This window comes from Acidovorax sp. Leaf191 (assembly GCF_001424425.1).
Taxonomy (GTDB): Bacteria; Pseudomonadota; Gammaproteobacteria; order Burkholderiales; family Burkholderiaceae_C; genus Acidovorax.
In genome coordinates this window covers 200,573-222,498 of the sequence record NZ_LMPT01000019.1, presented here as the reverse complement: position 1 = coordinate 222,498, position 21,926 = coordinate 200,573, and the positions used below count along the sequence as shown (strand labels likewise).

Below are 21,926 nucleotides of genomic sequence, written 5' to 3'. Positions count from 1 at the left end.
CGGGCCGGGTGCGCGGGAAGAGGGCGTCACAGGGCGCCAAGGATGCGCCCCGGATGCGCCCGCTCACCACTCCGCAAAGCTCCCGTCCTTGTGCCGCCACACCGGGTTGCGCCACCGGTGCCCCTGCTGCGCACGTTCGCGCACGTACTCCTCGTTCACCTCGATGCCCAACCCCGGCCCGTTGGGGATGGCCACCATCCCGTCCTCGTACGCAAACACTTGCGGGTTGGACACGTAGTCCATCAGGTCGTTGTCCTGGTTGTAGTGGATGCCCAGGCTTTGCTCCTGGATGAAGGCGTTGTAGCAGACCGCGTCCAGCTGCAGGTTGGCGGCCAGCGCGATGGGGCCCAGGGGGCAGTGCAGGGCCAGGGCCACGTCGTAGGCCTCTGCCATGGTGGCGATCTTGCGGGTTTCGGTGATGCCGCCGGAGTGCGAGGGGTCGGGCTGGATGATGTCGGCATACCCCTCCTGCAGCACGCGCTTGAAGTCCCAGCGGGAGTACAGGCGCTCGCCCAGGGCGATGGGGGTGGACGAGATACGCGCGATCTCTTTCAGCGCCTCTTCGTGCTCGCTGAGCACGGGCTCCTCGATGAACATCAGGCGGTAGGGCTCCAGCTCCTTGATCAGCACCTTGGCCATGGGGCGGTGCACGCGGCCATGGAAGTCCACGCCGATGCCCACATAGGGGCCCACGGCCTCGCGCACCGCGGCCACGTTCTGCAGGCAGCGCTCCACCTTGTCGTAGGTGTCCACAAACTGCATTTCTTCGGTGCCGTTCATCTTCACGGCGGTGAAACCCCGGGCCACGGCGTCCCGTGCCTGCTGGGCGGTTTCGCTGGGGCGGTCGCCGCCGATCCAGCTGTACACGCGGATGCGGTCGCGCACGTTGCCGCCCAGCAGCTCGGACACGGGCACGCCCAGGGCCTTGCCCTTGATGTCCCACAGCGCCTGGTCGATGCCGGCCAGGGCGCTCATGTGCACGCCGCCACCCCGGTAGAAGCCGCCGCGGTACAGCACCGTCCAGTGGTCTTCGATGTGGCGCGGGTCCTTGCCGATGAGGTAGTCGCCCAGCTCTTCGACCGCGGCGGCCACGGTCTGCGCGCGGCCTTCCAGGATGGGCTCGCCCCAGCCGACGATGCCTTCGTCGGTTTCGATTTTCAGAAAGCACCAGCGCGGGGGCACCAGGAATGTGGTCAGTCGGGTGATCTTCATGGGAGGGCGGATGGAAAGGAAGCCGTGGGAATGCGGATGCGGGTGATGAGCGGCAACGCAGCAATAGGACGTCTAGGCAGCCGGGCCCGTGGCGGCATTGGGGTGCGCACCGTGTGCCGGGCTGTAGGCGTCCTGCCACGCGGTGACGAACGCAACGGCCTTGGCGGCCACGTCGCCTGCGCTGTCGCCCGGGCGGTACAGGGCCGAGCCCAGGCCGAAGCCGCTGGCCCCGGCCGCTGCGTAGGTGGCGATGCTCTCGGGCACGATGCCGCCCACCGGCACCAGCGCCATGGGCGGGGTGATGACCGCGCGCCAGGCTTTGAGCACATGCGGCGGCAGCGCCTCGGCCGGAAAGAGCTTGAGCATGTTGGCGCCCGCCGCCAGCGCGGCATAGGCCTCGGTCAGCGTGGCCACGCCGGGTGCGCAGGCCATGCCGGCCGCGCGGGCGGTGCGGATCACCGCGGGGTCGCTGTGGGGCATGACGATGATCTGCCCGCCCGCGGCGGCCACATCGGCACAGGCCTCGGGCGTGAGCACCGTGCCGGCGCCCACCAGGCAGTCGGCGGGCAGCGCATTGCGCAGGGCGCGGATGCTGGCCAGGGGCTGTGGGGAGTTCAGCGGCACCTCGATGATGCGAAACCCCGCGTCGTACAGCACGTGGCCGATGGCCACCACCTCGTGCGGCTGCACGCCGCGCAGGATGGCGATCAGGCCGCAGGCCTGCATGGTGCTGAACAGGTTCTTGTCGATGGGGTTCATGCGGCGTGGCTCCTGGGGAATGGGGTGCGTTCTGCGTCCGTTGCTGCTGGCAGCCCGGCGGCGAGCCCAGCAGCGATGGCGATCTGCCACAGGCCCGTGACGGTGGCCTGCGCAGCGATGGTGGGCTGTGTAAATCCATAGGCCTGCAGGGCGATGGCGTAGCGGCGGCACAGGTCGGCCTCGCCGCACAGCACCAGCGGGATGGGGGCGGCGCCAGTGGGCGGGTGCAGGCGCGCCAGGCTGGCGATCTCGTGCCCGATGAGGATGCCCGACAGGTAGTCCGCCTGCGCCGTGGCGGGCAACGCGCCCGTCAGGCCCAGCGTGCGGGTGCTGAAGATGTGCGACAGCAGGCCCAGCGCCGCATCGCTGCCGCGCGCCACCTGCAGGCCCTGCGCAAAGGCGGCGTCGTCAGGCGCGGCGGGTATTTGCATCGTCTTGCCCAGGATGGTGTGGCCGCGCAGTGCGGCAAACACTTCGCCGGTCATAAAGGTGTGGAACCCCTGGATGCTGCGCCGCGCACTGTCGCCCTGCGCCACCACCCACTTGCTGTGCGTGCCCGGCAGGCCGACCAGCACGGGGCCTGGGCTGGCGACGGATGTGTCGGCCAAGACACCCAGCACCTGCGTTTCCTCACCGCGCATCACGTTGGGCAGGCCGGTGCGCTGCAGCAGCCCGGGCACGATGTGCAGGGGGGTGCCGCTGCCACGCTGCACCACGGTCAGACCGCGCGCGAGGTCGTCCAGCGAGGTGGGGGTGTCCAGGTATTGGGCTTCGCGCCAGCCCTGGGCGCTGCCCACCATGCCGCAGGCCAGCACCGGCACCGAGGGCAGGGTGGCCAGCCAGTCGCCGCAGGCGTCCTGCAACGCACGCTCGAAGGCTGCGCCAGGCTCGGTGGAGTCGGCCTGGCCCGCAGGGGCCGGGGGCAGGTTCATGATGCCCCAGAGTCGGTTGCGTTGCTCCAGCACCTGCCCGTGGGCACCCAGGCGAAAGGCGCGCAGCGAGCTGGTGCCCCAGTCCAGGGCCACCAGGCGGGTGTCCGAGAGGTTGGCGGTGTCGGCCATGGCGTGTTTACCGGCCCCAGCGCAGCACCAGCGGGTCCAGCCGGCGTGCGATGTCGATGAGGCCCCGGCGCACCTCAGGGTGCATGGCCGGAAAGGGGTGGCGGCCCGCCTCGCAGGCGATCACGCCGCCTTCCTTCATCAGCGCCTTGGCGGTCAGGATGCCGCCCTGGCGGTTTTCGTGGTTGATGAGGGGCAGCCAGCGCTGGTACAGCGCGAAAGCCTGGTCCATGTCGCCCTGGCGGTGGGCTTCGATGATGGGGCGGATGCCGTCGGGGAAGGCGCCGCCCGTCATCGCGCCGGTGGCGCCGGCATCCAGATCGGCCAGCAGGGTGATGGCTTCTTCGCCGTCCCACGGGCCTTCGATGGCCGCGCCGCCCAGGCGGATCAGCTCGCGCAGCTTGCTGGCGGCGCCGGGCACTTCGATCTTGAAGTAGGCCAGGTGCTCGATCTCCTGCGCCATGCGGGCCAGGAACGGGGCCGACAGCACGGTGCCGCTCGCGGGTGCGTCCTGCACCATGATCGGAATGCGGATCGCATCGGACACGCGGGCATAGAACTCGTGGATCTGCGCTTCGGGCACGCGGAAGGTAGCACCGTGGTAGGGCGGCATGATCATCACCATGGCGGCGCCCATGTCCTGCGCGGCGCGGCTGCGCTCGGCGCACACGCGGGTGCCGTAGTGGGTGGTGGTGACGATGACCGGCACGCGGCCGGCCACGTGCTCCAGCGAGACGCGGGTCAGCGTCTCGCGCTCGGCGTCGGACAGCGAGAACTGCTCGGAGAAGTTGGCCAGGATGCAGACGCCGTCCACACCGGCGTCGATCATGAAGTCGAGGCAGCGCTTTTGGCTCTCGATGTCCAGGGTGCCGTCTTCATGGAACGTGGTGGGCACCACCGGGAAGATGCCGCGGTAGCGTGGGCTCTGGAGGGAAGGCGTGGCTGGCATGGCGGAGGATGGGTGAAATTTGAATGAAATGCGGCTCTGGCGCTTGTCTGGAAAGCGCTAAAAGCTATGAAATATGTAGCGCGTCCTGTAGCGGATGGGCCACCGGTATCAGTGAGAGTGGCGAGGGACGGCGGCGCCGCGGCAGCCGACGAGGAAGTCGAAGTCGCAGCCGTCGTCGGCCTGCAGCACGTGGTCCACATACAGGCGCTGGTAGCCACCGCGCCCGCCCATGTCGGTGCTGGCCAACGCGGCCAGGCGCGCGGCCAGTTCCTCGTCGCTGATATCGAGGTGCAGGCGGCCTTGCTCGCAGTCCAGCTCGATGAAATCGCCATCGCGCACGGCGGCCAGCGGGCCACCCGCGGCGGCCTCGGGCGCCACATGCAGCACCACGGTGCCGTACGCCGTGCCGCTCATGCGCGCGTCGGAGATGCGCACCATGTCCTTCACGCCCTGGCGCAGCAGCTTCGGCGGCAGGCCCATGTTGCCCACCTCGGCCATGCCGGGGTAGCCCTTGGGGCCGCAGTTCTTCATCACCATCACGCTGCTGGCGTCGATGTCCAGGTCCTCATCGACGATGCGCTCCTTGTAGTGCTCCAGGTTCTCGAACACCACGGCGCGGCCCCGGTGCTTGAGCAGTTCGGGCGACGCGGCAGAGGGCTTCAGCACCGCGCCACGCGGCGACAGGTTGCCGCGCAGGATGCAGATGCCGCCGTCGGCGATCAGCGGGTTGTCGATGGTGCGGATCACCTCGTCGTTGTACTGGGGCGCCTCGCGCACGTTGTCCCACAGCGTCTTGCCGTTGACGGTCAGTGCGTCGGGGTGGGGCAGCAGGTTGTTTTCGCCCAGGCGGCGCAGCACCGCCGGCAGGCCCCCGGCGTAGTAGAACTCTTCCATCAGGAAGCGGCCCGAGGGCTGCAGGTCCACCAGCGTGGGCGTGCCGCGGCCGATGCGCGTCCAGTCCTCCAGGTCCAGCTGCACGCCGATGCGGCCCGCGATGGCCTTCAGGTGGATGACCGCGTTGGTCGAGCCGCCGATGGCCGCGTTGGTGCGGATCGCGTTCTCGAACGCTTCGCGCGTCAGGATCTTGGAGAGCGTGAGCCCTTCGTGCGCCATCTCCACGATGCGGCGGCCCGACATGTGGGCCAGCACGTAGCGGCGCGAGTCCACCGCGGGTATGGCCGCGTTGTGCGGCAGCGATGTGCCCAGCGACTCGGCCATGCAGGCCATGGTGCTGGCCGTGCCCATGGTGTTGCAGGTGCCGGCGGAGCGGGACATGCCGGCCTCGGCCGCGAAGAACTGGTGCTCGTTGATCTCGCCGGCCTTCAGCGATTCGTGCAGGCGCCACACGGCCGTGCCCGAGCCGATGTCCTTGCCGTCGAGCTTGCCGTTGAGCATGGGCCCGCCCGTGACCACGATGGCCGGCACGTCGCAGCTGGCCGCGCCCATCAGCAGCGCGGGCGTGGTCTTGTCGCAGCCCACCAGCAGCACCACTGCGTCGATGGGGTTGCCGCGAATGGCTTCTTCCACGTCCATGCTGGCCAAGTTGCGCGTGAGCATGGCCGTGGGGCGCAAGTTGGATTCGCCGTTGGAGAACACCGGGAACTCGACCGGAAAGCCGCCCGCCTCGTAGATGCCGCGCTTGACGTGCTCGGCGATCTTGCGAAAGTGCGCGTTGCAGGGCGTGAGCTCTGACCAGGTGTTGCAGATGCCGATGATCGGGCGGCCGTCGAACTCATGGTCCGGAATGCCCTGGTTCTTCATCCAGCTGCGGTACATGAAGCCGTTCTTGTCGGCGGTGCCGAACCATTCGGCGGAGCGGAGTTTGCGCGGGGTGTTGGTCATTGTGGATGCGGATCAGGGAGAAGATGGGTAAAGGTCAGGACCGCTTGCCGGAGCGGCGCGTGAGCAGGCGCTGCAGCAGGCAGAAGACGAACAGCAGCACGCCGACGACGATGCGGGTCCACCACGAGCTGAGCGTGCCGTCGAACGAGATCAGGGTCTGGATGATTCCGAGCATCAGCACGCCGAACAGCGTGCCCACCACGTAGCCGACGCCACCGGTGAGCAGGGTGCCGCCGATCACCACGGCGGCGATGGCGTCAAGCTCCATGCCCACGGCATGCAGGCCGTAGCCCGAGAGCATGTAGAACGTGAACACCACGCCCGCCAGCGCCGAGCAAAAGCCCGAGAGCGTGTACACCCCGATCAGCGTGGCGCGCACGGGCAGGCCCATCAGCACGGCGGAGTTCTCGCTGCCACCCACGGCATACACAGCGCGGCCGAACGGCGTGCAGTGCGCGACGAACAGCGCCGCCAGCAGCACCGCGATGGCGATCAGCGCGCCCAGCGACAGCGAGACACCCTCCCACAGCGGCAGGCGCCACTGCGAGATCTCGGAATACGCCTCGTGCGTGATGCTGATCGAGTCGATGCTGATGAGGTAGCACAGCCCCCGCGCGAGGAACATGCCCGCCAGCGTCACGATGAACGGCTGCAGCCGAAACCGCTCGATCAGGAAGCCCATGAAAGCGCCGAACAGCGTGCCCATCAGCAGCACCACCGGCACGGCCACCAGCGGGCTCCAGCCCTTGTGCTCCACCAGCGCGGCCAGCACCATGGTGGTCAGCGCCACCACCGAGCCCACCGACAGGTCGATGCCGCCCGACAGGATCACGAACGTCATGCCCACCGCCACGATGATGAGAAAAGCGTTGTCGATCAGCAGGTTGAGGAACACCTGGGCCGAGAAGAACCCGGTGTACATCACCGAGCCCAGCGTCGCCATGGCCATGAACAGCGAGATGGTGGCGGCCAGCGGCAGGTACTTGGGGTTGAGCCGCGAGCGTGTGCCGGCGGCCTGGGGCGCGGATGAGGAGGCCATGGTGCTCAAGCCTGCGGTCTTCGGAACGGCGCTCATGACAGGGCCCCCGCGCCTGGTCGGCGTGCGATGGCGCCGACCTGCGCGCGAAACTCGGGCGACTGCAGCAGCATCACGATGAACACCACCACAGCCTTGACCACCAGGTTGACCTCGGGCGGCACGCCCAGCGAGTAGATGGCATAGGTCAGCGTCTGGATGATGAGCGCGCCGATCACGCTGCCCACCAGGCTGAATCGCCCGCCGGTCAGGGCGGTGCCGCCCAGCGTCACGGCCAGGATGGCATCGAGCTCCAGCAGCTGGCCGGCGTTGTTGCCGTCCGCGCTCTTCACATTGGAGCTGATCAACAGGCCCGCGATGCCCGCGCACACGCCGCAGAGGACGTAGGCCGCCACGGTCAGGCGTCCCGCCTGAACGCCCGCCACGCGCGCCGCTGTGGGGTTGATGCCCACCGCCTGCACGAACAGGCCCAGCGCCGTGCGCGTGACGGCCAGGTACAGCACGGCAAACACGGCCGCCACGATGAACAGCGAGAACGGCAGCCCGGCCAGGTACCCCCCGCCGATGAAGAAGTAGGGCGTGTAGTAGATGGTGATGATCTGCCCGTCGGTGATCAGCTGGGCGATGCCCCGGCCCGCCACCATGAGGATCAGCGTGGCGATGATGGGCTGCATGCCCACGCGCGCCACGAGCACGCCGTTCCACAGCCCGCAGAGCAGGGCCACGCCAATGGCGCCCAGGATGGCCACGGGCAGCGGAAAGCGGCTCTCGGTGCCCGACACCGAGCCGCCGATCATCCAGGCCGCCACGGCGGCGGCAATGGCCACCACCGCACCCACCGAGATGTCGATGCCGCGCGTGGCAATGACCATCGTCATGCCCAGCGACACCAGCACCAGCGGCGCCGCGCGGTTGAGGATGTCGATCAGGCTGCCGTACAGATGCCCGTCGCGCCATTCGATGCGCAAGAAGCTGGCGTTGAAGGCCGTGTTGACGGCCAGCAACAGCAGCAGCGTGATGATGGGCCAGGCCAGGCGGTGGCGCATCAGCGCTGCAAATGGGGAAGGGGTATTGCGTTCTTCAAGCATGTTCGGCAGCGATGAGTTCGTACACGGCGTCTTCGGTGCTGCCGGCGGGCAGCTCGCCGACCTTGCGGCGGTCGCGCAGCACCACGATGCGGTGCGCCACGCGCACCACCTCGCTCATCTCGGACGAGATGAACAGCACGGCCATGCCGGCCTGCGCCAGGCGCAGGATCTGGTCCATGATTTCCTGCTTGGCCGCCACGTCGATGCCGCGGGTGGGCTCGTCCAGAATCAACAGGCGCGGTTCGATCGCCATCCAGCGCGCGAGGATGGCCTTTTGCTGGTTGCCGCCCGACAGCAGGCCGATGGGCGTGTCCACGCTCGCGGTCTTGATGCCCAGCAGCTGCACGTAGCGGTCGGCGATGGCCGTCTGCTCGGCGCGCGAGAGGAACTTGCCCACGCCCATGCGCGCCTGCAGCGCCAGGGCGATGTTCTCGCGCACCGACAGCTCGGCCACGATGCCGTCCGTCTTGCGCTCTTCGGGGCACAGCGCCAGGCCCTGGCGGATGGCGTCCATGGGGTTGGAAAAGCTCACCGCCTTGCCGTCGATGCGCAGCATGCCGCGGTCGGGCTGCTCCAGCCCGAACAGCAGGCGCGCCAGCTCGGTGCGGCCCGCGCCCAGCAGGCCCGCCAGGCCCACCACTTCGCCCGCGCGGATCTGCAGGTCCAGCGGCTGCAGCTGGCCGGTCTGCCCCAGGCCTTCGGTCTGCAGCAGCGCGGTGTCCGATGCGTTCGCCACGGGGGGCGGCGATGTCTGCGCGGCCTGCGCAGCCAGGTCGCGGCCCAGCATGGCGGCGATCAGGGCCTGGGGGCCCAGGTCGTTGACGGCCCATTCGCCCACCCAGGTGCCGTTGCGTAGCACGGTGATGCGGTCCGACACGGCATACACCTGGTTCAGGAAGTGCGTCACGAACACGATCGACAGGCCCTCGCCACGCAGCCGGCGCAGCACCTCGAAGAGCTTTTGCACCTCGTCGTCGTCCAGGCTGGAGGTGGGCTCGTCCAGGATGAGCACGCGCGCTTCGATGCTCAACGCGCGGGCAATGGCCACCAGCTGCTGCACGGCCACGGGGTAGTCCGACAGCAGGCGCGTCACGTCGATGTTCAGCCCAATGCGCGCCACCAGCTCGCGCGAGCGCTGGTGCATCAGCGCCCAGTCGATGCGAAAGCCCTGCGCGATGCCGCAGCGCGGGTAGCGGCCCGCAAAGATGTTCTCGGCCACCGAGAGGTTGGGGCAGAGGTTGACCTCCTGGTACACGGTGCTGATGCCCAGGCGCTGCGCGGCCAGCGGCGAGTCGGGCCACACCGCATCATCCCCCAGCCGCATCTGCCCGCCGCTGGGCTTGATCACGCCCGTCAACACCTTGATGAGCGTGGACTTGCCCGCACCGTTCTGCCCCATCAGCGCATGGATCTCGCCGGGGTACAGGCGCAACTGCACATCGCGCAGAACGGGGATGCCCGCGAACTGCTTGTGGATGCCCGTGAGTTCGAGCACGGGAAGGGGAGGCGTATTCATGGGGATTTGCGATGTCGTGGTCAGGCCGACAGCCGGCGATATGGGCGCGGCGCAGGCCAGCGCCCCCGCGCAAGGGCCGCCCCGCCGCGCTGGGGGCGTCCCCCTCCCGACTCGCGTAGCGAGACGAGAGAGGGGGAAGGCGCGAAGCGACTCAGGGGGAGCTTCATGTCAGGCTTTGTTCTTGTTGTAGACGTCAACGAGCACGGCAGCCAGCAGCACCACACCCTTGATCACCTGCTGGTAGTCGATGCCGATGCCCAGGATGGACATGCCGTTGTTCATCACGCCCATCACGAACGCGCCGATCACCGCACCCATCACCTTGCCCACACCGCCCGAGGCAGACGCACCGCCGATGAAGCAGGCCGCGATCACATCGAGCTCGAAGCCCAGGCCCGCCTTGGGCGTGGCGGTGTTCAGACGCGCGGCGAACACCAGGCCCGCCAGCGCCGCCAGCACGCCCATGTTGACGAAGGCGTAGAACGACAGCCGTTCGGTCTTGATGCCCGAGAGCTTGGCCGCCTTTTCGTTGCCGCCCATGGCGTAGATGCGCCGGCCGATGGTGGTGCGGCTGGTGATGAAGTCGAACAGCACGATCAGCAGCGCCATCACGATGAGCACATTGGGCAGGCCCTTGTACGAGGCCAGCAGGTAGCTGAAGTAGATGAGCAGTGCGGCAAACACCGCGGTGCGTGCCAGGAAGAATGCGGTGGGCTCCACATGCACGCCGTGGCGCAGCCGGTTGGCCCGGGCGCGCAGGCCGGCCACCACCAGCGCGGCCGCCACGGCCACGCCCAGCAGCAGCGATGTGAGCTTGAGCCCCTCCACGCTGAACAGGTCGGGCATGAAGCCCGAGCTCAGCATCTGGAACGCTTCAGGAAAGGGACCCACCGACTGCCCGGCCAGCAGCGCCAGCGCCAGGCCCTTGAAGACCAGCATGCCGGCCAGCGTGACGATGAACGAAGGAATGCGCGAGAACGCCACGAACCAGCCCTGCACCGCACCGATGAGGCCGCCGCAGGCCAGGCAGGCCAGCGTGGCGGGCACGAAGTGCCACTGGTACTGCACCATCAGCACCGCAGCCAGCGCGCCGATGAAGCCGCACACGGAGCCCACCGACAGGTCGATGTGCCCCGCCACGATCACCAGCAGCATGCCCAGCGCCATGATGACGATGTAGCTGTTTTGCAGCACCAGGTTGGTGAGGTTGAGCGGCTGCATCAGCGTGCCGTCCGTCATGTACTGGAAGAAGCCCATGATGGCGACCAGCGTGATCAACATGCCGTACTCGCGCAGGTTGTGCTTGGCGTGGTCCAGCAGCGAACGGGTGGGGCGCGCGGGCGCACCCGGTGCAGGCGCGGCCGCAGCGGAGGCAGTGGGGGAGGAAGTGGTTGTCTGGCTCATATCGTTTATCTGTTGCGCTCGTTTCGCTGTTTTTGGCTCTGGGCCTCTGAGACTGGCGCGATCCAGGCCAGTGCGCCCGTGGAACTGGCTTTGCCAGGCCACCGGGTGCGTCCCCCTCCCGCATCGCGCAGCGAGGCGAGAGAGGGGGAAGGCGCGAAGCGACTCAGGGGGTGCTTCATCGGACAATCACGCGCATGATCTTTTCCTGCGATGCTTCGGCGGTCGGCATCTCGGCCACGAAGCGCCCCTCGTTCATCACGTACAGGCGGTCGGTGATGCCCAGCAGCTCGGGCATCTCCGACGAGATCACGATCACGCACTTGCCCTCGGCCGCCAGTTGGGCGATCAGGGTGTAGATCTCGTACTTGGCGCCCACGTCGATGCCGCGGGTGGGCTCGTCGAGGATGAGCACCTCGGGGTTGGTGAAGAGCCATTTGCTCAGCACCACCTTCTGCTGGTTGCCGCCCGAGAGATTCAGCGTCTTCTGGTCCACGCCCGAGCAGCGGATGCGCAGCTTCTCGCGGTAGTCCTGCGCCACGCGGTGCTCCTGCCCGCCGTCGATCACGGTGGCGGTGGACACGCCGCCCAGGTTGGCCAGCGACACGTTGAACTGGATGTCCTCGCTCAGCACCAGTCCATTGCCCTTGCGGTCTTCGGTCACGTAGGCCAGGCCGTGGGCCACGGCCTTTTCCACAGTGCTCACATCGATGGGCCGGCCGTGCAGCAGCACCTGGCCGCTGATGCGCTCTCCCCACGAGCGGCCGAAGATGCTCATGGCCAGCTCGGTGCGGCCTGCGCCCATCAGGCCGGCAATGCCCACGATCTCGCCCTTGCGCACCTGCAGGTTCACGCCCTTGATGAAGGCACGGTCGGGGCGCTGGGGGTGCCAGGCGTGCCAGTCGCGCACTTCGAACACGGTCTCGCCGATGCGGGGCTCGCGCGGCGGGTAGCGGTCGGCCATCTCGCGGCCGACCATGGCCTTGATCACGCGGTCTTCGCTGACCGGCGCTGCGCGGCAGTCCATCGTCTCCACCGTGCTGCCGTCGCGCAGCACGGTGATGGAGTCGGCCACGCGCGAGATTTCGTTGAGCTTGTGCGAGATCAGGATGCAGGTGATGCCCTGGGCCTTGAGCTCCAGCAGCAGGTCCAGCAGCGCCTGGCTGTCGTTCTCGTTCAGGCTGGCGGTGGGCTCGTCCAGGATCAACAGGCGCACCTGGCGCGACAGCGCCTTGGCGATCTCCACCAGCTGCTGCTTGCCCACGCCCAGGTGGGTGACCAGCGTCTCGGGCGATTCGCGCAGGCCCACCTTGTGCAGCAGCGCCTGCGTCTTGCTGTGCGCGGCCATCCAGTCGATGACGCCGTAGCGCGCGGTCTCGTTGCCCAGGAAGATGTTTTCGGCGATGGAGAGCAAAGGCACCAGCGCCAGCTCCTGGTGGATGATGATCACGCCCAGGTGTTCGCTGTCGCGGATGCCGCCGAACTGGCGTTCCTCGCTGTCGTAGACGATCTCGCCGCTGTAGCTGCCGTGCGGGTATACGCCGGACAGCACCTTCATCAGCGTGGACTTGCCAGCGCCGTTCTCGCCGACGATGGCATGGATCTCCCCGGCCTTCACGCGCAGGTTCACCTGGTTCAGGGCCACTACACCGGGGAAGGTTTTGCGGATGTTCCGCATTTCAAGAAGCATGGACTGACTAGGCTCGTACAGGGGGCCGTCTGGGGCCCTGAAAGTCTTGCTGCCGGGTGGTGTCCCGGCAGCGAGGCATGGCGTGGAGCGTTTCACAAAACTCGTCGCAGCGGTTCTGGCTAGGCGCCGGGTCGCAGGCAGTACGCCAGTACGACAAGACCCGGCAACGACGCCAGAAGAGTTTTTGAGACGCTCTGCACTACTTGATCTGCGATTCCTTGTAGTAGCCGCTACCCACCAGGATGGCGTTCCAGTTGGATGCATCGACCGACACCGGCTTGAGCAGGTACGAGGGCACCACCTTCACGCCGTTGTTGTAGGTCTTGGTGTCGTTGATCTCGGGCTGCTTGCCCGACAGCGTGGCGTCCACCATGTTGGCGGCCACCTTGGCCAGCTCGCGCGTGTCCTTGAACACGGTGGAGTACTGCTCGCCCTTCAGGATGGACTTGACCGAAGGCACCTCGGCGTCCTGGCCGCTGACCACGGGGCAGGGCTGCTGCGCGGTGCAGTAGCCCACGCCCTTCAAGGACGACAGGATGCCGATGGACAGGCCGTCGTAGGGCGACAGCACCGCATGCACCTTGTCCTTGCCGTAGTAGGCCGACAGCAGGTTGTCCATGCGCGCCTGGGCGACCGAGCCGTCCCAGCGCAGCGTGCCCACCTTGTTCATGCCCGTCTGCTTGCTGCGCACCACCAGCTTGCCGCTGTCGATGTACGGCTGCAGCACGCTCATCGCGCCGTCGTAGAAGAAGAAGGCGTTGTTGTCGTCGGGCGAACCGCCGAAGAGTTCGATGTTGAACGGGCCCTTGCCTTGCTTGACGCCCAGCTTGTCCACGATGGACGTGGCCTGCAGCACGCCGACCTGGAAGTTGTCGAACGTGGCGTAGTAGTCCACGTTCTTCGAGCCCTTGATCAGGCGGTCGTACGCGATGACCTTCACGCCCTTGTCCGCTGCGTTCTGCAGCACGCGCGAGAGCGTGGTGCCGTCGATGGAGGCGATCACCAGCACCTTGGCGCCCTTGGTGATCATGTTCTCGATCTGCGCCAGCTGGTTGGGGATGTCGTCGTCCGCGTACTGCAGGTCGGTCTTGTAGCCGCGCTCCTTGAGCACCTTGACCATGTTGTCGCCGTCGGCGATCCAGCGCGACGAGGACTTGGTGGGCATCGAGATGCCGATGCTGCCCTTGTCCTGGGCCGATGCCACCGACGTGGCGCCGATGGCTGCGAGCGCCACGGTGGCCAGCGCGGCCTTGAAAATTGCACGCTTCATTTGTTGTCGTCTCCTGTTGTGAATCTTTTGCTTTGAGGGATGCCAGTGGCGTCATGGCCTTTGCAACTGGCGCGGCCCAAGGCCAGTGCCACCGCGCAAGGGCCGCCACGCAGCGAACGCTGCGTTTCACTTGCGGGCGCTGGTGGCGTCCCCCTCAGGGGGAAGACGCCGCAGGCGGCTCAGGGGGGTCAATACTTGCGGTTAGGAAATTCTTTCGCCGCGACCTCCATCGGGAAGATGCCTTCTTCCGTCACGATGCGCTTTTGCACCGTCTTGCCGGCCTTGATGTCCTTGACCGCGCTCATCAGCTGCGGGCCCAGCAGGGGGCTGCACTCCACGCTCACGTTGAGCTTGCCGGCGATCATGGCTTCGAAGGCGCCCTTGACCGCGTCGATGGAGATGATGGTGATGTCCTTGGCGGGCTTCATGCCGGCCTCTTCGATGGCCTGGATCGCGCCGATGGCCATGTCGTCGTTGTGCGCGTACAGCACGTTGATCTTCTTGCCCTCGGCTTTCAGGAAGGCTTCCATCACTTCCTTGCCCTTGGCGCGGGTGAAGTCGCCGGTCTGCGAGCGCAGGATCTTGAACTTGGGGTCGGCCTTGATGACTTCCTCAAAGCCCTTCTTGCGGTCGATGGCGGGAGCCGAGCCCACGGTGCCCTGCAGCTCGACGATGTTGACGTCGCCCTTTTGGTCCTTCATCTTCTCGACCAGCCAGCGGCCGGCCTTGCGGCCTTCTTCCACGAAGTCCGAGCCCATGAAGGTCACGTACAGCGAGGTGTCCTTGACGTTGACGGAGCGGTCGGTCAGCACCACGGGGATCTTCGCGGCCTTGGCTTCGCGCAGCACGGGCTCCCAGCCGGACTCGACCACGGGCGAGAACGCGATCACGTCCACCTTCTGCGCGATGAACGAGCGAATGGCCTTGATCTGGTTCTCCTGCTTTTGCTGGGCGTCCGAGAACTTCAGTTCGATGCCGGCCTCCTTGGCGGCCGACTTGATGGATTCGGTGTTGGCGGTGCGCCATTCGCTTTCGGCGCCGACCTGGCTGAAGCCCAAGACGATGGGCTTTTGTGCCCAGGCGGCCGATGGCAGCATGGCGGCCACGGGGGTGGCTGCGAGGGCTATGGCAAGGGTGCGGCGGTTCAGTTTCATCATCACTTGTCTCCTGGTTTCTTTAATGGTTGGTTGATGACAGCGTTGCGGGATCGATCGTGCGTCTTTTTCTCGTCTCTCTTGACTCTTCGGTGACTCTTCTTTGACTCTTCTTTGACTCTGTTTGATTCGTTCAGGCCAGCATGTAGCCGGTCTTGACGGTGGTGTAGAACTCGGCGGCGTAGCGGCCCTGCTCGCGCGCTCCGTAGCTCGACTCCTTGCGCCCGCCGAAGGGCACGTGAAAGTCCACGCCCGCCGTGGGCAGGTTGACCATGGTCATGCCCACCGCCGCGTTGCGCTTGAAATGCATGGCGTGCTTGAGCGATGTGGTGCAGATGCCCGCGCACAGGCCGTAAGGCGTGTCGTTGGCCAGCGACAGCGCGTGGTCGTAGTCGTCGGCGCGCAGCACGCAGGCCACGGGGCCGAAGATTTCCTCGCGGGCGATGCGGTGCTCGGGCCGCGCCAGGAAGAGGGCGGGGCTCATGTAGTGGCCGGGCGTGGCGCGCTCGATGCGCTCGCCGCCCCACACATGCTCGGCCCCTTCGGTGCGGGCGATATCGACGTAGCTGAGGTTCTGGTCCAGCTGGGTGCTGTCCACCACCGGGCCCATTTCAATGCCGCGCTCCAGCGCATTGCCGACCTTGAGCGCGGTGAGCCGCTCGCGCAGGCGGGCCACGAAGGCGTCGTGCACGCGGGCTTCCACGATCAGGCGGCTTGACGCCGTGCAGCGCTGGCCGGTGGAGAAGTACGAGCCCTGCAGCGCGCAGTCCACGGCCTGCTCCAGGTCGGCATCGGCCAGCACGATCAGCGGGTTCTTGCCGCCCATCTCCAGTTGCACCTTGGCGCGCCGTGCCGAGGCCGAGCGCAGGATGCGGTCGCCGGTGGCCACCGAGCCGGTGAAGCTCAGCGCGTTGACCAGCGGGTGGTCCACCATGGTCTGGCCGACCTCGCGGCCGCTGCCCATGACGAGGTTGAAGGCACCGGCGGGCAGGCCGCTGCGGCTGATGATCTCGGCCAGCGCCCAGCCACAGGCGGGTACTAGCTCGGCCGGCTTGAAGACCACCGTGTTGCCGTAGGCCAGGGCCGGGGCGATCTTCCAGGCCGGAATGGCGAACGGAAAGTTCCACGGCGCGATGATGCCCACCACGCCCACGGGTTCGCGGGTGACGTCCACCTGCACGCCTTGGCGCACGGACGCCATCAGCTCACCCTGGATGCGCAGTGCCTCGCCAGCGAAGAACTTGAAGATCTGCCCGCTGCGCGCGACCTCGGCGATGGCCTCGGGCAGGGTCTTGCCTTCTTCGCGGGCCAGCAGCGTGCCCAGGGCCTCCTTGCGGGCCAGCAGTTCGCTGCCGATCATGTCCAGCACGTCGGCGCGGCGCTGCGGGTTGCTCTGGCTCCAGCTGGGCAGGGCATCGGCGGCGGCGCGTACGGCGAGTTCGGTCTGGTTGCGGTCTGCACGGGCGTATTCGGCCACCACTTCGCGGGTGTCCGAAGGGTTGGTGCTGACGCCGGTGGTGGTGCCGATTTCCCAGCGGCCGTTGATCAGGTGCCGGGGGTTCTGCTGCATGTCGCCGAACTTCATGGGGGTCTTTAAGAGCCGTTGTGACTGTTGCGGCGAAGTCTATGGATGATTTTGATATCAATCCAATCATTTTTTCGTCAAAATACATATCGATAACCGCATTCTGGAAAACCCCAGCCATTACGCCTCGCGGCGCCCCCTCCCCATGAGTACCTACAACCACTGGTTCATCCGCGCCCGCCTCAAGACGCGCCAGCTGCTGCTGCTAGTCGCCCTGGCCGAGGAGGGCAACATCCACCGCGCGGCCCAGGTGCTGAGCATGACGCAGCCTGCGGCGTCCAAGCTGCTCAAGGACCTGGAGGATGTGCTGGAGGTGCCCCTGTTCGAGCGCCTGCCCCGCGGCATGCGCCCCACCTGGTACGGCGAGACCATGATCCGCCACGCGCGCATGGCATTGGCCAATTTGAACCAGGCGCACGACGAGATCGGCGCGCTCAAGCGGGGCCACTACGGCCAGGTGGGCATCGGCGCGATCACTTCGCCGGGCCTGAGCCTGCTGCCGGCGGCGGTAGCGCTGGTCAAGCAGGAGCACCCGAGCCTGCGCATTTCGCTGGACATCGAAACCAGCCCGGTGCTGCTGGAGCGCCTGGACCAGGGCAAGCTCGACATCGTGGTGGGGCGCCTGTATGAAGAGCACGACAAGAGCAACCTGCGCTATGAGCCGCTGACCGAGGAGCTGGTCTGCGCCATTACCCGGCCGGGGCATCCGTTGTCGAGCATGAGCGGGCTGACGCTGCGCGATGTGCTGTCGGCCAGCTGGATCGTGCCGCCCGCGGGGAGTGTGCTGCGGCACCGGTTCGACCTGATGTTCCAGCAGGATGGCCTGGCGCCGCCGGTGAATGTGGTGGAGACAGCGGCCCTGTTGTTCATGACGCGGATGCTGCAGCAGAGCGACATGGTGGCGGTGGTGGGGGCGGATGTGGCGCATTACTACGCGTCGCATGGGATCGTGGCGGTCTTGCCGATGGCGATGCCTTGCCATATGGATGCGTTCGGGATCATCACGCGGACGGATCGGTTGTTGTCACCAGCGGCGAAGGTGATGATGAGGGCGTTGAAGCAGACGAGTCTGGTGCAGTATGGGAGGAAGCTGGAGGTGGGTGAGTGAGAGGCGTTGTGTGCGCTCACCGGCCGTTCGGGCTGAGCCTGTCGAAGCCTTTTTTGTCCGTCATCACTGTCCGGTCGGGTTGAGCTTGTTTGTCGAAACCTGAGCGCATCGATCCACGCCCGTTCGGGTTGAGCCTGTCGGAACCTTGCCCGTCCGCAACGCCATCCCTTCGGGTTGAGCTTGTGGAAACCTGGGCGCTGCTCGCGAGCTCGCTGATTCGGCAGCATGCCTGTGTTGAGGGCGGGAGCCGGGGTGCGCGCCCGGCGGCGCGGTAACTTTCTCTTGGTTCGCCAAGAGAAAGTCACCAAAGAGAAGGCGACCCCMAGTCTGCGACCCCTTCGCTGCGCTACGGGGCAAACCTGCGTCGGGGNGCTCGCTGATTCGGCAGCATGCCTGTGTTGAGGGCGGGAGCCGGGGTGCGCGCCCGGCGGCGCGGTAACTTTCTCTTGGTTCGCCAAGAGAAAGTCACCAAAGAGAAGGCGACCCCAAGTCTGCGACCCCTTCGCTGCGCTACGGGGCAAACCTGCGTCGGGGCGGTTGCGGGGTGCGCCGCAGAACTCACTGCGCTGCTTTGCAGCTACGTTCANTTCGCCAAGAGAAAGTCACCAAAGAGAAGGCGACCCCCAGTCTGCGACCCCTTCGCTGCGCTACGGGGCAAACCTGCGTCGGGGCGGTTGCGGGGTGCGCCGCAGAACTCACTGCGCTGCTTTGCAGCTACGTTCAAACAACTGCSGCGAGCTAGAGCACGAAGCATGCGCGCTSCGACGCGCATGCCACCCCGCAACCGCCCCGCCGCAGGCGCAGCCACAGGGGGTGGRCAGCCGAACAGCCACACGGGCCATCGCGTTGCTCGGCCCCGAACGCGCAGGCGCTTCGCGCCGCGACCGCCAGGCCGAGCGCAGCAATGGCCCGTGTGGATGTTGGCTCCCCTAGCCCTTCAGGATGCGCCGAGGAGCGCAGGGCGTGGGGTGAGCGTGTGCCGAAGGACACACGCATCGTGAACTGACTCGCTGCGGATGTTTGAGCGTAGCGAAAGAAAGTTACTCGCACGCCGGGCGACTCCCGGCCTCCGCCCTCAACAAAGGCATGCTGCCCATCAGCGAGCCTGCGAGCAGCGCCCAGGTTTCGACAAGCTCAACCCGAACGGCTGTGGGTCGCTGCGCCCCGGTTTCGACAAGCTCAACCTGAACGGGCGAGGGTGACCCTAGACCCACCCAGCATCCACCTTGAACTCCTGCGCCGTACACATCGCCGCATCATCCGACGCCAGAAACAACACCATCCGCGCAATGTCATGCGGCCGCAGCTTGTCCGGCAAACACTGATTCCGCGCAATCTCCTCCTCGCCCTTCGCGTCCAGCCACAGCTTGATCTGCCGCTCCGTCATCACCCACCCCGGCGACACCGTATTGATGCGGATCCGGTCCGGCCCCAGGCTCTTGGCCAGCCCGCGCGTGAGGCCGTTCACCGACGACTTTGCAATCGCATAGCAAGGGTAGCCCGTGCCCTTGCCCTGCCAACCGGTAGAGCCCAGATTGATCACCGAACCACCCCCCAGCCTGCGCATGCCCGGCACCGCTGCCTGGATGGCAAAGAACGCGGGCCGTTCGTTGATGGCCATGCGCTCGTCGTAGTACGCGGGCGTCACCGACTCGAGCGTGTGGCGGTCGTCGCTGGCCACGTTGTTCACCAGCGTGTGGAAGTCGCCCAGCTCCGTGGCGGCGTCCTGGATGGCGGCGCGCAGGGCGTCGATGTCGCGCACGTCGCACACGCGCCACCAGGGCCTAGCGAATCCGGCGTCTGCCAGTTGCTGCGCCAAGTCTGCGCTGGCCTGCCGGGCCACGTCGACGAAGGCCACGCGCGCGCCCTGCTGGGCGAACGCGGCCACGATGGCGGCGCCGATGCCGCTGCCGCCGCCGGTGACAAACACCGAGCGCCCGCGCAGGCTGGGAAAGAGCGACAGGCCGTCGGGCAGCAGGGCCGATGCCCCCGGGACGGCGGCTGTGGGGGTCGAATTTGATGACATATCAATATTGGTATCGATGGATGATAAAAATATAAATTACAGGCATCAGTTTGCGTTGATAAGATGCCGACCGTCAAGAGCCCTGCAGCAGACAGGGCCAAAAACAATCACCGGAGACAACGCGTGAGCCAGCTCAATATGTCCACCGCCGCGCCACAGGCTGCGGCTTTCCCAGTGCCCACCATCGGCACGGTGCGCTGCGTGCAGGCGCTGGAGTCGGAACTGGGCGAGGGCCTGATGTGGTCCGTGCGCGAACAGGCGCTGTACTGGGTGGACATCCTCGCGCGGCACCTGCACCGCTGGGACCCGGCGAGCGACGCATACCGGCGCTGGACCTTTGCCGAAGAAATCTCTGCCCTGGCCGAGCGGGCCCATGCGCCGGGCCTCATCGTGACGCTGCGCCGGGGTTTCGCGCTCTTCGACCCGGCCTCCGATGAACAGCCCCGCTACGTGCACCAGCCCGAACTGGAGCGCGCGGGCAACCGCTTCAACGACGGCAAGTGCGATGCGCAAGGGCGCTTCTGGGCGGGCTCCATGGACTTTGCGTGCGAGGCCCCCACCGGCGCCCTGTACCGCTACGACCCCGATGGCCGCTGCACCCGCCATGACGACGGTTTTGCCGTGACGAATGGCCCCACGTGGTCGGGCACGGGGCAGGGCCTGGCGATGTACTTCAACGACACCGTGCAAGGCTGCACCTACCGCTACGACACCGACCCCGCCACGGGCACCTTGACGAACAAGATGCTGTGGATGCGCTGGCTGCCCGAGGACGGCGTGCCCGACGGCATGACCACGGATGCGCAGGGGCGGCTGTGGATTGCGCACTGGGGCGGCTCGTGCGTGACCTGCCACGACCCGGTGACGGGGGCCGAGCTGGGCCGCGTGGCCTTGCCGGTGAGCCAGGTCACCAACTGCGCCTTCGGCGGGGCCGACTTGCGCACGCTGTTCATCACCTCCGCGCGCGGGGGCCTGACGCCTGCGCAGCTGGCGGCCGAGCCGCTGGCCGGGGCGCTGTTCGCCGTGTCCGTGGACAGCGCGGGCTTGCCCGCCCACCTGTTCGGCGGTTGACCGAGGCGGCGGCGTGCAGCCCTGCACCCCACCGCATCGCACCGCATCGCATCGCGCAGCATGGCAAGCGGGCCGCAGTTCCCCTGCCTTGCCTTGTGCACCCTTCAACGTCTCCATTTCAAGAAAGCCTGCCCATGACCGAAGCCACGCACCCCATCGTCTGGCTCCACCACGCCAACCAGCACCTGGGGCTGGTTCCCACCCTGGGCGGCAGCGTCGCGGCCTGGCAGGTCGATGACCCGCGCGGCTCGCCCGAGCGCATTGACCTGTGGCGGCCCTGGGATGGCCAGACGCCCGACCTGTACAAGCTGGCGTCGTTCGCGATGGTGCCCTGGTCCAACCGCATCAGCGGCGGCGGGTTCTCGCACGGCGGGCAGTTCCATGCCATGCAGCCCAACCGCGCTGGCGAGCCGTACCCCATCCATGGCGATGGCTGGCTGCAGCCCTGGGCCATCAGCCAGCCGGCCAGCGACACGCTGGAGATGGCGCTGCGCTCTGAGCGCTTCGACGGCAACCCGTATGACTACGACTGCGTGCAGACCTTCCGCCTGGTGGATGGGGGCCTGGACCAGAGCCTGCGGGTGCGGCACCTGGGCACCCAGCCGATGCCCTATGGCCTGGGCCTGCACCCGTGGTTCCCGCGCACACCGTCCACTCGCATCACTGCGCCGGTGGAGGCCGTATGGCTCAGCGGCAGCGACCCGATACCGACCCAGCACACCACGCAGTTTCCCGACAGCTGGAACCTGAGCGAGGGCATCCCTGCGAACGGCAGCCTGATCGACAACGCCTACACCGGCTGGGGCGGCACGGCCCGCATCGAGTGGCCCGAGCGCGGTTTGCAACTGACGGCCCGCATGCCGGACTTCGAACGTGACGGTGGCGCGTCGGAACACTACTGCCTGATCTACCGCCCGCCGCAGGGCGCGGCGTTCTGCTTCGAGCCGATCACCCAGCCCATCGACGCGTTCCACCAGCCCGGGCAGCCGGGGCTGCGCACGCTGGCGCAGGGGGAGTCGCTGGAGTTGAAGGTGCAGTGGCGCTACGAATCGATGCCGGGTTGAAGCGGGGCTGCAACCCGAAGTTCAGATCAAAATTGCCTGCTACCGCTTGACCAGAAAGCGCTGGCAGCTATTGATTTTGTAGCAAACGTGCTCGGTC

17 protein-coding genes are annotated in these 21,926 nt (G+C 67.1%); 3 read left to right on the top strand and 14 right to left on the bottom strand.

The window, feature by feature from the left end; all coding sequences use genetic code 11:
• Positions 1 to 63 precede the first annotated feature (63 nt).
• The 13 genes from dgoD to ASG27_RS15010 all read right to left on the bottom strand — a co-directional run bounded on the left by dgoD (position 64) and on the right by ASG27_RS15010 (position 16,560).
• Positions 64 to 1,212 (bottom strand): galactonate dehydratase, encoded by a 1,149-nt coding sequence (gene dgoD, locus ASG27_RS15070; protein ID WP_056421290.1) that lies wholly within the window; start codon positions 1,210 to 1,212, stop codon positions 64 to 66.
• Positions 1,213 to 1,284: 72 nt separating this feature from the next.
• Positions 1,285 to 1,971 carry a 2-dehydro-3-deoxy-6-phosphogalactonate aldolase gene (locus ASG27_RS15065; RefSeq protein ID WP_056421291.1) on the bottom strand — a complete coding sequence of 229 codons (687 nt, stop codon included), beginning with the start codon at positions 1,969 to 1,971 and terminating at the stop codon, positions 1,285 to 1,287.
• On the bottom strand, positions 1,968 to 3,032 hold the full coding sequence (locus ASG27_RS15060) for a 2-dehydro-3-deoxygalactonokinase (protein WP_056421292.1): 1,065 nt from the start codon (positions 3,030 to 3,032) through the stop codon (positions 1,968 to 1,970). The genes ASG27_RS15065 and ASG27_RS15060 overlap by 4 nt, the downstream gene beginning before the upstream one ends.
• Before the next feature lie 7 nt (positions 3,033 to 3,039).
• Entirely contained in the window at positions 3,040 to 3,978 is a 939-nt protein-coding gene (locus ASG27_RS15055; RefSeq protein WP_056421293.1) for a dihydrodipicolinate synthase family protein, read from the bottom strand.
• A 108-nt stretch (positions 3,979 to 4,086) separates the two neighbouring features.
• Positions 4,087 to 5,820, bottom strand: a complete 1,734-nt coding sequence (locus tag ASG27_RS15050; protein WP_056421294.1) for an IlvD/Edd family dehydratase — start codon at positions 5,818 to 5,820, stop codon at positions 4,087 to 4,089.
• A 34-nt stretch (positions 5,821 to 5,854) separates the two neighbouring features.
• Positions 5,855 to 6,895, bottom strand: coding sequence for a galactofuranose ABC transporter, permease protein YjfF (yjfF, locus tag ASG27_RS15045; RefSeq protein WP_156370894.1), 1,041 nt, complete (start codon positions 6,893 to 6,895; stop codon positions 5,855 to 5,857).
• Positions 6,892 to 7,944 (bottom strand): ABC transporter permease, encoded by a 1,053-nt coding sequence (locus tag ASG27_RS15040; protein ID WP_056421295.1) that lies wholly within the window; start codon positions 7,942 to 7,944, stop codon positions 6,892 to 6,894. Before ASG27_RS15040 ends, yjfF begins: the two co-directional genes overlap by 4 nt.
• Entirely contained in the window at positions 7,937 to 9,460 is a 1,524-nt protein-coding gene (locus ASG27_RS15035) for a sugar ABC transporter ATP-binding protein (RefSeq protein WP_056421296.1), read from the bottom strand. Before ASG27_RS15035 ends, ASG27_RS15040 begins: the two co-directional genes overlap by 8 nt.
• Positions 9,461 to 9,628: 168 nt before the next feature.
• Positions 9,629 to 10,864: a multiple monosaccharide ABC transporter permease gene (gene mmsB / locus ASG27_RS15030; protein WP_056421297.1), complete on the bottom strand. Its 1,236-nt coding sequence runs from the start codon at positions 10,862 to 10,864 to the stop codon at positions 9,629 to 9,631.
• A gap of 175 nt (positions 10,865 to 11,039) precedes the next feature.
• Entirely contained in the window at positions 11,040 to 12,551 is a 1,512-nt protein-coding gene (gene mmsA, locus ASG27_RS15025) for a multiple monosaccharide ABC transporter ATP-binding protein (protein WP_056421298.1), read from the bottom strand.
• Between the two features lie 199 nt (positions 12,552 to 12,750).
• Positions 12,751 to 13,821: a multiple monosaccharide ABC transporter substrate-binding protein gene (gene chvE, locus ASG27_RS15020; protein ID WP_056421299.1), complete on the bottom strand. Its 1,071-nt coding sequence runs from the start codon at positions 13,819 to 13,821 to the stop codon at positions 12,751 to 12,753.
• A gap of 188 nt (positions 13,822 to 14,009) precedes the next feature.
• Positions 14,010 to 14,975 (bottom strand): ABC transporter substrate-binding protein, encoded by a 966-nt coding sequence (locus ASG27_RS15015; RefSeq protein ID WP_056421334.1) that lies wholly within the window; start codon positions 14,973 to 14,975, stop codon positions 14,010 to 14,012.
• 133 nt (positions 14,976 to 15,108) lie between these two features.
• On the bottom strand, positions 15,109 to 16,560 hold the full coding sequence (locus tag ASG27_RS15010; protein WP_056421300.1) for an aldehyde dehydrogenase family protein: 1,452 nt from the start codon (positions 16,558 to 16,560) through the stop codon (positions 15,109 to 15,111).
• Positions 16,561 to 16,705: 145 nt separating this feature from the next.
• Between ASG27_RS15010 and ASG27_RS15005 the strand changes: the two genes are divergently transcribed.
• Complete coding sequence (locus ASG27_RS15005; protein ID WP_056168290.1) at positions 16,706 to 17,668, top strand: LysR family transcriptional regulator; 963 nt, start codon at positions 16,706 to 16,708, stop codon at positions 17,666 to 17,668.
• Between the two features lie 1,204 nt (positions 17,669 to 18,872).
• Here ASG27_RS15005 and ASG27_RS15000 read toward each other — a convergent pair.
• Complete coding sequence (locus tag ASG27_RS15000; RefSeq protein ID WP_056412727.1) at positions 18,873 to 19,694, bottom strand: SDR family NAD(P)-dependent oxidoreductase; 822 nt, start codon at positions 19,692 to 19,694, stop codon at positions 18,873 to 18,875.
• Positions 19,695 to 19,832: 138 nt separating this feature from the next.
• Here ASG27_RS15000 and ASG27_RS14995 point away from each other — a divergent pair, with 138 nt between their 5' ends.
• Entirely contained in the window at positions 19,833 to 20,765 is a 933-nt protein-coding gene (locus ASG27_RS14995; protein WP_056412723.1) for an SMP-30/gluconolactonase/LRE family protein, read from the top strand.
• A gap of 134 nt (positions 20,766 to 20,899) precedes the next feature.
• Positions 20,900 to 21,829: an aldose 1-epimerase gene (locus tag ASG27_RS14990; RefSeq protein WP_056412717.1), complete on the top strand. Its 930-nt coding sequence runs from the start codon at positions 20,900 to 20,902 to the stop codon at positions 21,827 to 21,829.
• The last annotated feature ends 97 nt before the right edge of the window (positions 21,830 to 21,926 follow it).